The 12,842-nt window shown below is 44.5% G+C and carries 13 protein-coding genes; 3 read left to right on the forward strand and 10 right to left on the reverse strand.

What is annotated here, in order from left to right; genetic code table 11:
• Positions 1–33: 33 nt before the first annotated feature.
• The 8 genes from M3I01_RS15325 to M3I01_RS15360 form a co-directional block, all read right to left on the reverse strand.
• Positions 34–807: an RES family NAD+ phosphorylase gene (locus M3I01_RS15325; protein WP_255896781.1), complete on the reverse strand. Its 774-nt coding sequence runs from the start codon at positions 805–807 to the stop codon at positions 34–36.
• 37 nt (positions 808–844) lie between these two features.
• Complete coding sequence (locus M3I01_RS15330; RefSeq protein WP_255896782.1) at positions 845–1,981, reverse strand: Fic family protein; 1,137 nt, start codon at positions 1,979–1,981, stop codon at positions 845–847.
• 158 nt (positions 1,982–2,139) lie between these two features.
• Entirely contained in the window at positions 2,140–2,616 is a 477-nt protein-coding gene (greA, locus tag M3I01_RS15335) for a transcription elongation factor GreA (RefSeq protein ID WP_275565172.1), read from the reverse strand.
• Positions 2,616–5,831 (reverse strand): carbamoyl-phosphate synthase large subunit, encoded by a 3,216-nt coding sequence (gene carB / locus M3I01_RS15340; RefSeq protein WP_255896783.1) that lies wholly within the window; start codon positions 5,829–5,831, stop codon positions 2,616–2,618. The genes greA and carB overlap by 1 nt, the downstream gene beginning before the upstream one ends.
• A gap of 36 nt (positions 5,832–5,867) precedes the next feature.
• A complete protein-coding gene (gene carA, locus M3I01_RS15345; protein ID WP_275565173.1) occupies positions 5,868–7,010 on the reverse strand; it encodes a glutamine-hydrolyzing carbamoyl-phosphate synthase small subunit in 1,143 nt (380 codons plus the stop codon).
• Between the two features lie 262 nt (positions 7,011–7,272).
• Positions 7,273–7,824, reverse strand: coding sequence for a DJ-1 family glyoxalase III (locus M3I01_RS15350; protein WP_255896784.1), 552 nt, complete (start codon positions 7,822–7,824; stop codon positions 7,273–7,275).
• A 27-nt stretch (positions 7,825–7,851) separates the two neighbouring features.
• Entirely contained in the window at positions 7,852–8,334 is a 483-nt protein-coding gene (locus M3I01_RS15355; protein ID WP_275565174.1) for a GNAT family N-acetyltransferase, read from the reverse strand.
• Positions 8,335–8,365: 31 nt separating this feature from the next.
• The gene (locus M3I01_RS15360; RefSeq protein WP_255896786.1) at positions 8,366–9,277 is read right to left on the reverse strand and encodes a hypothetical protein; all 912 of its coding nucleotides are present in this window, start codon (positions 9,275–9,277) and stop codon (positions 8,366–8,368) included.
• 105 nt (positions 9,278–9,382) lie between these two features.
• Between M3I01_RS15360 and M3I01_RS15365 the strand changes: the two genes are divergently transcribed.
• Positions 9,383–10,171, forward strand: coding sequence for a transporter substrate-binding domain-containing protein (locus M3I01_RS15365; protein WP_255896787.1), 789 nt, complete (start codon positions 9,383–9,385; stop codon positions 10,169–10,171).
• A 99-nt stretch (positions 10,172–10,270) separates the two neighbouring features.
• Entirely contained in the window at positions 10,271–11,077 is an 807-nt protein-coding gene (locus M3I01_RS15370) for an amino acid ABC transporter permease (RefSeq protein ID WP_255896788.1), read from the forward strand.
• Between the two features lie 32 nt (positions 11,078–11,109).
• Here M3I01_RS15370 and M3I01_RS15375 read toward each other — a convergent pair whose 3' ends face one another.
• Positions 11,110–11,550 (reverse strand): DUF6314 family protein, encoded by a 441-nt coding sequence (locus M3I01_RS15375; protein ID WP_255896789.1) that lies wholly within the window; start codon positions 11,548–11,550, stop codon positions 11,110–11,112.
• Positions 11,551–12,038: 488 nt separating this feature from the next.
• Here M3I01_RS15375 and M3I01_RS15380 point away from each other — a divergent pair, with 488 nt between their 5' ends.
• Positions 12,039–12,320: a hypothetical protein gene (locus M3I01_RS15380; protein ID WP_112136109.1), complete on the forward strand. Its 282-nt coding sequence runs from the start codon at positions 12,039–12,041 to the stop codon at positions 12,318–12,320.
• 123 nt (positions 12,321–12,443) lie between these two features.
• Here the strand turns inward: M3I01_RS15380 and M3I01_RS15385 are convergent, their stop codons facing one another.
• On the reverse strand, positions 12,444–12,815 hold the full coding sequence (locus M3I01_RS15385) for a VOC family protein (protein ID WP_255896790.1): 372 nt from the start codon (positions 12,813–12,815) through the stop codon (positions 12,444–12,446).
• Positions 12,816–12,842 lie beyond the last annotated feature (27 nt).

A 12,842-nucleotide genomic window follows, 5' to 3' on the forward strand; every position in this document is an offset into this window, starting at 1 on the left:
AAACTTAAAAGAGACAAAACCAAAAAATTCATATCAGTGATTTCTTCTAACTTTATTTATTCTTTGCTCTATTTTCCAAACATCAACACTTTTGCATTCCGCAGAGCTTAAATCATATAAACAAATATTTTTATCCTGATGTTTAGGATCTATTTTATGATCCTTAACATTGGATTCAGAGCCCTGAAATTGGCTATTATAGATAATTCCATCAACTCCTTTTTCAAAATGAAAGTACTCTGAGATAATTTGAATGGGTATATAGCTCCGCCCTCTATTGTGTTGATTATCTAACGGACGACTTAAAATACTTCCTAATGTTGCTAATGCATCATCTTCTTTACTTCTAAAAAAATAATGGGAAGCCCCTACGCTTTTAGTTAGGTCAATAACTTTCACCTCTCTACTCAGCTCAAACTCACCAACAGAAACAGGAGCCAAAGTATCAGACCTCGCTTCTGAGATAGCGATCTCAGGTGAAAAGGCCAAATATAAAACATTTGTATTATACGAGTTAAACCTACCTTCTGACCTTATATTAGAAACGGGCTTCATATTTTCATTCGTATAAGGAGTTGAAATATACGTATTTTTAATTACATCAAAAACATGTGATCTCGCTCGATATAGAGGAAAACCTTTTTCGAATGAGAACATGTTGTCTGATCCAGACTCGATATATGCATATAAATCTTCTAAAAAAGTAAGAGTTTCATCAGAGAAAAAATGCCTGCGCTCCTCACAAACCTCTTTTGTAAATTGCTCATACCTTTTATCAAAATTGTCAGAAAACTCCGGTCGGTTCATTCTCAAACTCCTTTAAGCATTAGTGGCATAGTATAATCTAAAGCCTCACCCCATACCTCGCATTCCTGCCGCCGCCTTCCAAGCGGCACAAGCACTCTTTTTCAACTAAATCACCTAGGTCTCGGGTTGCGGTGGCTTTGGAGCTGCTGGTAATGCTGATGTATTTTTTAGCGCTGAGCCCACCTTCGAAGCCATCTGATCCGGCATTAAAGAGTTTGTTAAGCACTTTCTTTTGGCGTTCGTTCAGTTCGGTGTGTTGATGCTTTTCCCAGAATTTGGCTTTTTTTAATACAAAGTCGACTTTCTGAGCAGCATCTTGCTGCGCCAACAGAACCGAGTCGACGAACCATTTTAACCAGTCGGTGATATCTAAATTGAGTTGGCTGGCTTTGTTCAGTCCGTTGTAATAGGCGTTTTTGTCTTTCTCGATTATCGTCGACAAACTGAGTAATGGTGGTCGGTTGAGGTCTTGAGCCAATGCCATTTCGGCAATCGCTCGCCCTACTCGACCGTTGCCATCATCAAATGGGTGGATGGTTTCAAACCACAAATGCGCGATAGCCGAGCGAACAGGGCCAGCAAGAACGATATCTCGCTCTGCTTTTAATGGATTAGAGCGGTTAAACCAATCGATAAATCGGTTTATTTCTGCATCGACTTGATACGCTGGCGGTGCTTCGTAATGCACTTTTTCATAGCCAATTGGGCCTGAGACAATTTGCATAGGCTCTTCGGAGTCTCGCCATTGACCGACTTTAAGGTTACGTGGAAGCAGGTTACTTTTTTGCTGTGGAAGAACCAGTTGATGCCAATGAAATAAGGTGGCTTTTGTGAGTTCGCTAGCAAAGCTATTTCGTACATCGACCATCAAGGCCGCCACGCCTTCCGCTCGCGGATCAGTGATTTGTGTTGGTGGATTACTCAAACCTAGAAAATTTTTGATGGAAGAACGCACGTCTTCACGATCCAATCGCTCGCCTTCTATCTGGCTGGTGTTAATGGCTTCGCTCACCATAAGGTCGATATAAGCATCGTACTGCAACGTATCTTCAAGTTGGCTCATTCCACCAGACAAACGACCAGCTTCTAACGCGTACTGATACAAAGCGTCTTTGCACTGCGTTTCGTCAAAGATGAAGTTTGGCCAATCAGGGTGTTGCCAGCTGTATTTCATAGTATGAGCCAGTTAAGTGAATTATTCGGCTCAGAATAACACTATTTTATGAGCCGAATAAACAATTTATTCGGCTCATGCTTTTAATCCACATTTCTCAGACACAAAAAAGCCACGATGCTTTCACATCGTGGCTTTTAGAAGAAACCCAATATCAATTAAAGATATTGTACTTTCTCGATTTCATACGTCGCTTCGCCGCTGGGGATTTTGACAACGACTTCGTCGCCTTCTTCTTTCCCAATAATGGCTTTCGCGATCGGTGAAGCGTAAGAAATTTTCTTAATTTTCACATCCGCTTCATCGTCACCGACTATTTGGTACGTTACCGTATCTTCAGTATCAACATTAAAAAGTGTGACTGTGGTGCCAAAAATCACTTTAGACGATGCGGGCACCGATTTCACATCAATAACTTGTGAATCAGACAGCTTGCCTTCGATCTCTTTAATACGACCTTCAGCAAAGCTCTGCTCTTCACGAGCGGCATGATATTCTGCGTTTTCTTTTAAGTCGCCATGTTCACGAGCGGTTGCAATGTCTGCAATCACGCGAGGACGAACTACAGTTTTCAGGTGGTTTAGCTCGACTCTAAGACGCGCCTCACCCTCTACTGTCATTGGTACTTTTTTCATTATTTCCCCAAGTGCAAATCTTGCAATCTTCTGACTTTCGTTTCGCCAGTTAAGCCAATCGCCAAGCTAGTCGCCTCTGCGCCAGCCAATGTTGTAGTGTAACAAACCTTACGCTGTAATGCTGTACGACGAATCACAGAAGAATCTGTAATTGCTTGCGTACCAGACGTGGTATTGATGATGTAATCAATCTCGCCGTTCTTCATCATATCAACAATGTGTGGACGGCCTTCGTTCACCTTGTTGACTTTACGCACGGCAACACCGTTTTCAGTTAGGTATTTCGCAGTGCCTTCGGTCCCGACTAGGTCAAACCCTAAATCAGCTAAGCGACGAGCAACCGCAACCGCACCTTCTTTGTCTACATCGCGAACACTGATGAAAGCACAGCCCGATGTGGGTAATACCGTACCACCACCAAGTACCGCTTTACCAAAGGCTTCGGCAAACGTATCGCCAACACCCATGACTTCACCAGTAGATTTCATTTCAGGCCCAAGGATCGGATCAACGCCCTGGAACTTATTGAATGGAAAGACGGCTTCTTTTACGCTGTAGTAAGAAGGAATAATCTCTTTAGTGAAGCCAAGTTCTTCCAATGTTTTACCCGCCATCACCAAGGCAGCCACTTGCGCCAAAGAACGACCAATACACTTAGAAACGAAAGGCACTGTACGTGAGGCACGAGGATTCACCTCGATCACATAAATTTCGCCATCTTGCACGGCAAGCTGAGTGTTCATCAAGCCAATAACACCAAGCTCAAGCGCCATGTTTTTAATCATGTCGCGAATGTCGTCTTGTACTTCTTTCGACAAAGAGTATGGAGGCAAAGAACAGGCAGAGTCGCCAGAGTGAACGCCCGCTTGTTCGATATGCTGCATGATGCCGCCGATCACAACTTGATGACCGTCAGAGATACAATCGATGTCGATTTCAATCGCCGCATTCAAGAAGTGGTCAAGCAATACTGGACTGTCATTAGACACTTTAACAGCGGTTGTCATATAACGATTTAAATCTTTCTCGTTATAGACGATTTCCATCGCACGGCCGCCCAATACATAAGAAGGACGAACCACCAGCGGATAACCAATCTCAGCCGCTTTCACCGCCGCCTGCTCAACACTGCGAACCGTCGCGTTATGTGGTTGTTTGTAGCCCAAACGCTGAATCATGCTTTGGAAACGCTCACGATCTTCTGCACGGTCAATAGACTCTGGCGTTGTACCAATGATTGGCACGCCTTCATTTTGCAATGCGCGAGCAATTTTAAGAGGTGTTTGACCGCCAAATTGTACGATCACGCCTTTTGGTTTTTCTTTACGGACGATTTCTAATACGTCTTCTAGCGTGACTGGCTCGAAGTACAAACGATCAGAGGTGTCGTAGTCTGTCGATACGGTTTCAGGGTTACAGTTCACCATAATGGTTTCGTAACCGTCTTCGCGAAGACCTAATGCCGCGTGTACACAGCAATAGTCAAACTCAATGCCTTGACCAATACGGTTTGGACCACCACCAAGGATGATGATTTTGTCTTTATCCGTTGGCGCCGCTTCACACTCATCTTCATAAGTGGAATACATGTAGGCCGTGTTGGTCGCAAATTCCGCCGCACAAGTATCCACACGTTTGTAAACTGGGTGGACGTTCATCAAGTAACGACGCTCACGCATCGATTTCTCAGTCACACTCAACAAACTTGCAAGACGTGAGTCAGAGAAGCCTTTACGCTTCAATCGACGAATCACATCGTACGTCATGTCCATCAGACCTTTGTCCGCCAATCCGGCTTCTTCTTTGATCAAATCTTCAATCTGTACCAAGAACCAATGATCAACACCGGTCGCTGCGTAAATTTCATCAACCGTCATACCGGAGCGGAAAGCATCACCGATGTACCAAATACGATCTGAACCCGGAGACTGAAGCTCGTAAGAAAGCTTTTCTTTGCTGTTTTCTTCAGAAAAATCCAACTGAGGATTGAAGCCATCAGAACCCACTTCCAAGCCACGCAATGCTTTTTGCAAAGACTCTTGGAAAGTACGGCCAATCGCCATCACTTCACCAACCGACTTCATTTGCGTCGTTAAGCGATCATTCGCTGTCGGGAATTTTTCGAAGGTAAAACGTGGAATTTTCGTGACAACGTAATCAATCGCAGGCTCGAAGCTGGCGGGCGTTTGACCGCCCGTAATGTCGTTCTGCAATTCGTCTAGTGTGTAACCAATCGCCAATTTAGCGGCGATCTTAGCAATAGGGAAACCCGTTGCTTTAGACGCCAAAGCAGACGAACGAGACACGCGAGGGTTCATCTCGATAACAACAAGACGACCTGTTTTTGGGTCCATACCGAATTGTACGTTTGAACCGCCTGTCTCAACACCGATCTCACGCAATACCGCCAAAGAAGCATTACGCATGATTTGATATTCTTTATCCGTCAAGGTTTGCGCTGGCGCCACAGTAATGGAATCACCGGTGTGAACGCCCATGGCGTCAAAGTTTTCAATCGCACAAACAATAATGCAGTTGTCTTTTTTGTCGCGGACAACTTCCATCTCGTACTCTTTCCAACCGATCAAAGACTCATCGATTAGCAATTCGTTGGTTGGAGACAAGTCCAAGCCGCGCGTACAAATTTCTTCAAACTCCTCCATGTTGTATGCGATACCGCCACCGGTGCCGCCCATGGTGAAAGAAGGGCGAATAATACAAGGGAAACCTAAATCCGCTTGCACCTTGATCGCTTCTTCCATGTTATGCGCAATGCCAGCACGTGGGCATTCCAGACCAATCGCCTTCATCGCTTTGTCGAAGCGATTGCGGTCTTCCGCTTTATCGATCGCGTCGGCTGTCGCGCCGATCATTTCAACATTGTATTTAGCGAGCACGCCATGACGTTCAAGATCCAACGCACAGTTCAGCGCAGTTTGGCCACCCATGGTTGGTAGCACCGCATCTGGACGCTCTTTCTCGATGATTTTCTCAACCGTTTGCCACTCAACCGGCTCAATGTACGTTGAGTCCGCCATGGCTGGATCTGTCATGATAGTGGCTGGATTTGAGTTCACTAGGATAACGCGAATGCCTTCTTCTCGAAGGGCTTTACACGCTTGGGCACCAGAGTAGTCAAATTCACAGGCCTGACCGATAACAATAGGACCTGCACCTAAAATTAAAACGCTCTTTATGTCAGTACGCTTTGGCATAATATTTTCGTTCCGCTCCTATTTAGGTTTTTTGTCTTAGGCTTTATTAGAAGCTTTAGAGGCTTTGATATTTTCAATAAACTGATCGAACAGCGGCGCAACATCGTGTGGCCCCGGGCTCGCTTCAGGGTGACCTTGGAAACTGAAGGCGCTCTTATCTGTACGCGCGATGCCTTGCAAAGAGCCATCGAACAAAGATTTGTGCGTCATCACAAGGGTAGCTGGCAAAGTGTCTTCGTCTACCGCAAAACCGTGGTTTTGGCTGGTAATCATTACAGTGCCTTTTTCAATTGCTTGCACTGGATGGTTCGCACCATGATGGCCGAATTTCATTTTCTTCGTTTTCGCGCCAGACGCTAATGCCAGCAACTGATGACCAAGACAAATACCAAAAACAGGAATCTGTGTGTCTAAAATTTCTTTAATGGCTTGAATCGCATAATCACATGGCTCTGGATCACCTGGGCCGTTAGAAAGGAATATGCCATCTGGATTCATTGCCAACACATCGCTTGCTGGTGTTGTCGCTGGTACAACCGTTAGACGGCAACCGCGCTCAACCAGCATGCGAAGAATGTTTCGCTTCACCCCATAGTCATAAGCAACAACATGGAATTCAAATGTCTCTGGTGTCGTATGGCCTTTTACAAGATCCCAAGTAGACTCTGTCCACTCATACGCTTTTTCTACCGTCACTTCTTTCGCTAAATCCATGCCTTTTAGGCCAGGGAACGCTTTAGCCGCCGCAATAGCCGTCGCTTCATCTAGGTTTTCACCTGCCATGATGCAACCCGCTAGCGCGCCTTTCTCGCGTAGGATTCGAGTAAGCTTGCGAGTGTCGATATCCGCAATGCCGACAACGCCTTTGCGTTTCAGGTAAGTGTCTAATGACTCTTGTGAACGCCAGCTGCTCGCGACCAAGGGAAGATCACGAATGATCAGACCGTCACACCAGATTTTGTTGGATTCTTCATCTTCAGAGTTAACGCCAGTATTCCCGATATGGGGATAGGTCAAGGTGACCATTTGTCGAGCATAGGAAGGATCAGTAAGAATTTCTTGATAACCAGTCATCGAAGTGTTGAATACCACCTCGGCTGTTGAGGAGCCATCTGCCCCGATCGACACGCCTTTAAATACAGTGCCGTCTTCCAGAGCTAGAATCGCTGATGTTGCCAAAGGAACCTCCCATTTAGAGCCTATCAGGTTGCAAAAAAGCGAGAAGAGCCAATAGCTCATCTCGCTTTTAAGATATTGCGTTTTTGCCGTTCATCTATTAATCGATAATTAATAGATCTCGCGTTCAAAAAATCTGCCCAATTCTACTCCGATACGACTTTTGCGTCCACCGAATTGCCAAGAAAACAGGCAAAAACACAGGGGTTACGCGTATTTTTTCTTGACTTCTTAGTCAAGAATGAGGAGGCATTAGCAACGTCAATTAGCACAACAATCCGTCGGCTACATTTTGCGCGGCTTCATAGCCTTTTAAGTTACCCAACACGGTCAATGAAAAGACCATTGCGGCAGCAGGCCCTTTGCCCGTCAAAATATTACCATCCATCACCACAGGTTCATTAACAATGTATTCAGCGCCGTTCAAACCGCCTTCAAAACCGGGATAGCAGGTTGCTTGTTTATCAACGAGAAAACCATGCGTACCAAATACCACCGCAGGCGATGCACAAATAGCCGCCAACAGCGTGTCTTGAATATCGTGTTTTTCCAACATATCAATCAACAATGCACAGTCGCGCAAATGCTCAGCACCCGGCATACCACCTGGTAATACAACGGCGTCAAACATTTGGTCCGCCACGTCTGTTAACAAAACATCCGCTTCTAGTTTAGAACCGTGTGCCGCCACAATATGTTTGGACTCATGCACACTCGCTACGGTTACCGTTAAACCACCACGGCGCAGTACATCGATAATCGTAATGGTTTCAATATCTTCATTGCCATTGGCAATAGGAACCAACACCTTACTCATAATTAGTCTCCTTAATTAGGATAGAATTCAAACGTTCATTTTTAACGTGAACAAACAGGCCGCTTCATGGCCTTGTTCGGTTTGTCCTTTTTTTTCTATTTGATAATAATTTTTACGACGCCCCACCAGCTCAAATCCCAACGACTCATACAAAGAGATCGCACCAAGATTCGACTCGCGCACTTCCAATAACAGTTCACAGGCTCCTTGCTGCGCGGCGACGTCCAACCAAACTATCATCAACTTTCTTGCTAGCCCCTGTCTACGGACAGCGGAATCAATCACAATTAATTCTAATTCAGACTGATCAAATATCACCGACGCAGTTAACCAACCAACGAGCGGATTTTGCGTCACACCACCCAACTCAACAACCCAATTTTTGCGAGTCTGCAGCGCATCAACAACTAAATCCTTGCCCCAAGGGTAAGGATTAGACAAGGCATCAAGTCGAATAATAGAGGGTAAATCAGACGCAAGCGCCTGACGAATAAAAACGGAAGGAGTCATAAATTTCAAGCCAAATTAGCCGTGAGCGAGGTTAACGAAAAAGACGAGACTGCATGATTTGCCATGCGTCTTTGCGTAACTCAGGAATACGATGCAGCTCAGACAAACTCACGATACACGCGGTAGGATAGTCTTTCAATGGACTCTCTGGCGGCAAGTCTTCCACCATCTGAGTAATCTGCGAACCCGCAAGCACCAACATTGGCGTATCAGGAAAACCTTTTACCAACCGCGCCACATAGCTTTCTAATGCACCAAAAAGCCAATCTGTGCGTCTTAGAAAATGCTGATTTCGTAACGCACCCGGCCAAGAAAATGCACTACCCTGCCATTCATCTATCGGTTGTTTTAAAAGCGCCTGCCCCATTTTCAAAGCAAGACGCTCAATCTCTTCTTGCTGTGAAAATACCGCTGGTACATCACTTAAAATCAACAATTTATTCGACAAAGCATAAGCGCGAATATCAAGACGAGTTATTTGACTGGTAACAGCAGGATCAGGCTCAACAACAATATCCACAGCCAATTCTTCAATCGGCTGTAAATCTTCAACCACGATTTCCGGTCCTGCATTAAGCTGCTCGCGAAGATGGTTCACCAACGGATCTTTTGTGTCCGTCAACAACTTAGCCACAGGAACAGGTGCAGGCTCCGCCGCTTTAAACCCCGTAGAGTAAGGATCGACCATGGTATCGGTTGAAGAAAAAGTCGTTTCTACCTCGGTTTTTATGTACCAAGGCTGAATCGGCATAAAAACCGTACCTGACACGCTGTCCGTCGAAGACAACCAAGACACCACGCCCATTTGCGATAAACAATGGGTTTGAAAAGCCTGTTGAGGAGGTAATTCGCGGGACATAAGAACCTTAAATAGTCGCCTTGAATGCGAGCATTCAGCGGTTTGAATAGGAAAAAGCAAATATACTCGTTTACGCTTCGACATGCCACTTGATGACCACAAGATTGCATGGTCTAGTCTTTATCGTCTATGTATAATCTCTGCCATCTTGAGCAAACTCAAAAAACATCTTTTAGAAGGTAAACACCCATGATTTCTTTATTATCTCGTTTGATGGTTATCGCCGCTGTTTCAATCAGCAGCGTCAGTTTCGCCGACACCTTACCCGATCTAAAAGGCCGCACTATTTTAGCGGTCACAGAAAACGCTTATACACCGCTAAACTTTGTAGACCCTGCAACAGGCGAAGGCATTGGCTGGGAATACGACGCCATGAACGAAATAGGCGAACGCCTAAACGCCAAAATTGAATGGCACCTCAGTAGCTGGGACACGATGATTCAAGCGGTCAAGCAAGCACAATACGATGTCGGTATGGATGGCATCACCATTAATGAAGAACGCGCACAGCAAATTGATTTCACCGTTCCCTATCTGACATCTCAACAGTTCATGTTGGTTCGCGCTGACGAAGATCGCTTCACCGATGCCGAGTCTTTTGCCGCCAATGACGACTTTCAATTTGGCGCTCAAGCTGGCACCACCAACTTTTATGTCGCTGTTTATGACGTATTGGATGGCAACGAAGACAACCCACGCATCACGCTACTCGAAACGTTTGGCACGTCAGTACAAGCACTTAAATCTGGCGATGTAGACAGTGTATTAATGGATGCCGCGTCGGCCCGTGGCTACATTGGTGCCAATCCAGGTGCGTTCAAAATCATCGGCGGCCCGTTAGGTTCCGAAGATTTTGGCTTTATCCTAACACCAGGGTCGGACCTTCTTAAGCCAATCAATGCCGCGATCAACAGCATGAAAAAAGACGGTACACTCGATGCGCTGAACAAAAAATGGTTCTTCGACTACAACCAATAAGACGTCACTGATAGTCCGACTTTGTAACGGGTCTTCTAATTAAAGACGATCCGTTTTTTATTGATATAGACCACGGAACGGTCCAGCTATGACTTGATTATGCCCTTTAAAAAAACCTTAGAACGCACGCCGTGGTGGTTAGTCACCATCATCATTATCGCTCTTGTTCTGTTATGGAACATGGTGGCAGACCAAAGCTACCAACGCATAGCGAACGCACTAAGCGAAGGGCTACTGACCACCGTTGGTGTCACCTTTATGGCTTTTGTTCTGGCCAGTCTAATCGGCTTATTAATCGCGCTGGCTGGATTTTCTCGCCATCGTATCCTTCGTGAATTTGCGCGTTTTTATGTAGAAATATTCCGTGGTGTTCCCGTTCTTGTGCTGCTGTTTTACATCGCCTTTGTCGGCGCACCAGAAATGGTAAAACTCTACAATTGGGCATTACAAATACCGATTGAAGCCGGCTGGCTAGAAACCGCCAGAACTCGCGACTTCACCCTTCTGTGGCGCGCTATTCTTGCCCTCGCGATCAGCTACAGCGCGTTTATTGCAGAAGTATTTCGTGCCGGTATTCAAGAAGTAGGGAAAGGTCAAATAGAAGCAGCAAAAGCATTGGGGTTGTCGAACTGGCATCGATTTCGTCTTATTACCTTGCCACAAGCCATGCGGAAAATTCTACCACCACTGGGCAACGACCTCGTCGCCATGATCAAAGACTCAGCGCTCGTATCCGTACTCGGCGTTCAAGACATCACCCAACTCGGAAAAATATACAGCTCATCGACTTTTCAGTTTTTTGAAACTTACAATGTCGTTGCCTTTATGTACCTTGTTCTTACCTTAAGTTTATCCTTGTTAATTCGCGCCTTTGAAACGCACTTAAGACGCAACGATCATCATTGACTAAAGACACTATTCACTAGAAAAGTGAGCAACTAAACTCTAATGAAACGCGTTTGAATCGAGTAATCTTTTTTAGGGCCGACCACGGTAAAACTCAGTTCAAATTCATCGTCTGATAAGAATACAAATTCGGCGTCGTAATGGTCTTGTATGCACAGATGATGGGACGTAAGTATGCTGGCTTGGGCAAATGCAAAGCTCAAAAACAGCTGCCCCTTGGTCGCGCCGTCAGAGAAAAATATATCAAAGCCAGCGTCTGTCATCCGATATTCATACTCTCGAAAAGCATTGGCTTTTTGCTCACCTAATCTGGGTAACATGACGGCTTCTTTATAATCGAGATGCTGATCACTTTCGCCATTAAGGCGAAACGTTGCCCGCCCTGTTATTTCGCCAAAGCCAGAAATCACCCGATGCATTTCCCAATCCCCTAGAAAATACGACAAAACGGCTTTTGCTTCTATTACATACATTTATATAAGCGCTCTATTTACCATAATGACTAACCACTCCAAGCATAATCAGCATTCAGACGGCCTAAAAACGGCGTCAAAATAGATTGTCACACAAAGAAATCTCCAACAGAGCATTTTATTCATAAAAAACATTGTGCAAGAGGAATTTTTTTTACTCGATATCCATGACTCTTTTGAGGCTTTATATCAGTTTTATTGATTTGAATAATGTGTTTTTTAGAACGGTTCATTCTTACTCTTCGACATAGTTCGTTGAATTTTGAGTTTTTCATCCTCATTTCAAAAAAACGACCTAATTCATACTTAATGTACTAAAAATCTGCATATTTAAGCGATTATGGACGCACAAAGTAGCATTCGGCAAAGACAATGGAAGCGTCTTGAGTACTATTTCAATCTAATTTTTTTCCTCTAATATGACCTTCATCAGACGGGGCTTGCTCGGCGGGCTTCACTTTAAACGAATACTTAAAAGGTACATTATTATGAAAAAATTAACCGCTATTGCAGCCACTCTTATTACCGCTTCTGTTTTATCAACGTCTGCGTTTGCATCTGACGATGATAACGCTTCTGACCGTTTCCAAAGTGCTCGTGGAGGCGTTGAAGCATTAACCGTTACTTTAGAAAACCTAGGTGCAACAGTCGATAAAAGTGTTAATTTGAACGGTGCTTACACTTACAGCCAAAAAGAAGCTGTTTACAATGCTAAGCACGCAGACCTTCAGGCACAATTTGATGAATTACGAGCGCATTCTGCAGAGTAACCCCCTCTCTGCTTAATTCAATACTTACTCGATAAAAAGCGCCAATGTTATTTTAACATTGGCGCTTTTTTCGTTTGGTATCCCGTCCAAAAATAAGTTTACTTAGAGAGCAGAAGACAACACTTAGATGTGTTGATCAATGAGAATCCTATTTCCATCGGGGTCTTGTAGAGAGATATGCGAAGGACCACTTTCACCATGAATGGATTTATCGACTATATTGATACCTTGCAATTCAAACTCTTTTAAAAGATCTCTAACGTCAGTAAATGATTCTAATGTGTTACGGCTTTGATCCCAGCCGGGGTTGAATGTCAGCATATTCCCTTCAAACATACCTTGAAACAATCCGATTTTATGATCACCATTTTGTAGTATTAACCAATGTTGAGATTGATCGCCACCCACGGCCTCAAAGCCCATTTTTTGATAAAAGACTTTCGATGCTTCTATGTTTTTAACCGATAAACTGATTGAAAATGCTCCTAACTTCATTTTGCACCTCATTGTTTAATAACCCCA

It is taken from the genome of Marinomonas maritima (assembly GCF_024435075.2).
In the GTDB taxonomy this organism is placed as follows: Bacteria; Pseudomonadota; Gammaproteobacteria; order Pseudomonadales; family Marinomonadaceae; genus Marinomonas; species Marinomonas maritima.

Coding starts and splice junctions, on each gene's coding strand:
- M3I01_RS15325 (WP_255896781.1), bottom strand. CDS start 807: ATGAACCGACCGGAGTTTTCTGACAATTTTGATAAAAGGTATGAGCAA.
- M3I01_RS15330 (WP_255896782.1), bottom strand. CDS start 1,981: ATGAAATACAGCTGGCAACACCCTGATTGGCCAAACTTCATCTTTGAC.
- greA (WP_275565172.1), bottom strand. CDS start 2,616: ATGAAAAAAGTACCAATGACAGTAGAGGGTGAGGCGCGTCTTAGAGTC.
- carB (WP_255896783.1), bottom strand. CDS start 5,831: ATGCCAAAGCGTACTGACATAAAGAGCGTTTTAATTTTAGGTGCAGGT.
- M3I01_RS15350 (WP_255896784.1), bottom strand. CDS start 7,824: ATGAGTAAGGTGTTGGTTCCTATTGCCAATGGCAATGAAGATATTGAA.
- M3I01_RS15355 (WP_275565174.1), bottom strand. CDS start 8,334: ATGACTCCTTCCGTTTTTATTCGTCAGGCGCTTGCGTCTGATTTACCC.
- M3I01_RS15360 (WP_255896786.1), bottom strand. CDS start 9,277: ATGTCGAAGCGTAAACGAGTATATTTGCTTTTTCCTATTCAAACCGCT.
- M3I01_RS15365 (WP_255896787.1), top strand. CDS start 9,383: ATGATTTCTTTATTATCTCGTTTGATGGTTATCGCCGCTGTTTCAATC.
- M3I01_RS15370 (WP_255896788.1), top strand. CDS start 10,271: ATGCCCTTTAAAAAAACCTTAGAACGCACGCCGTGGTGGTTAGTCACC.
- M3I01_RS15375 (WP_255896789.1), bottom strand. CDS start 11,550: ATGTATGTAATAGAAGCAAAAGCCGTTTTGTCGTATTTTCTAGGGGAT.
- M3I01_RS15380 (WP_112136109.1), top strand. CDS start 12,039: ATGAAAAAATTAACCGCTATTGCAGCCACTCTTATTACCGCTTCTGTT.
- M3I01_RS15385 (WP_255896790.1), bottom strand. CDS start 12,815: ATGAAGTTAGGAGCATTTTCAATCAGTTTATCGGTTAAAAACATAGAA.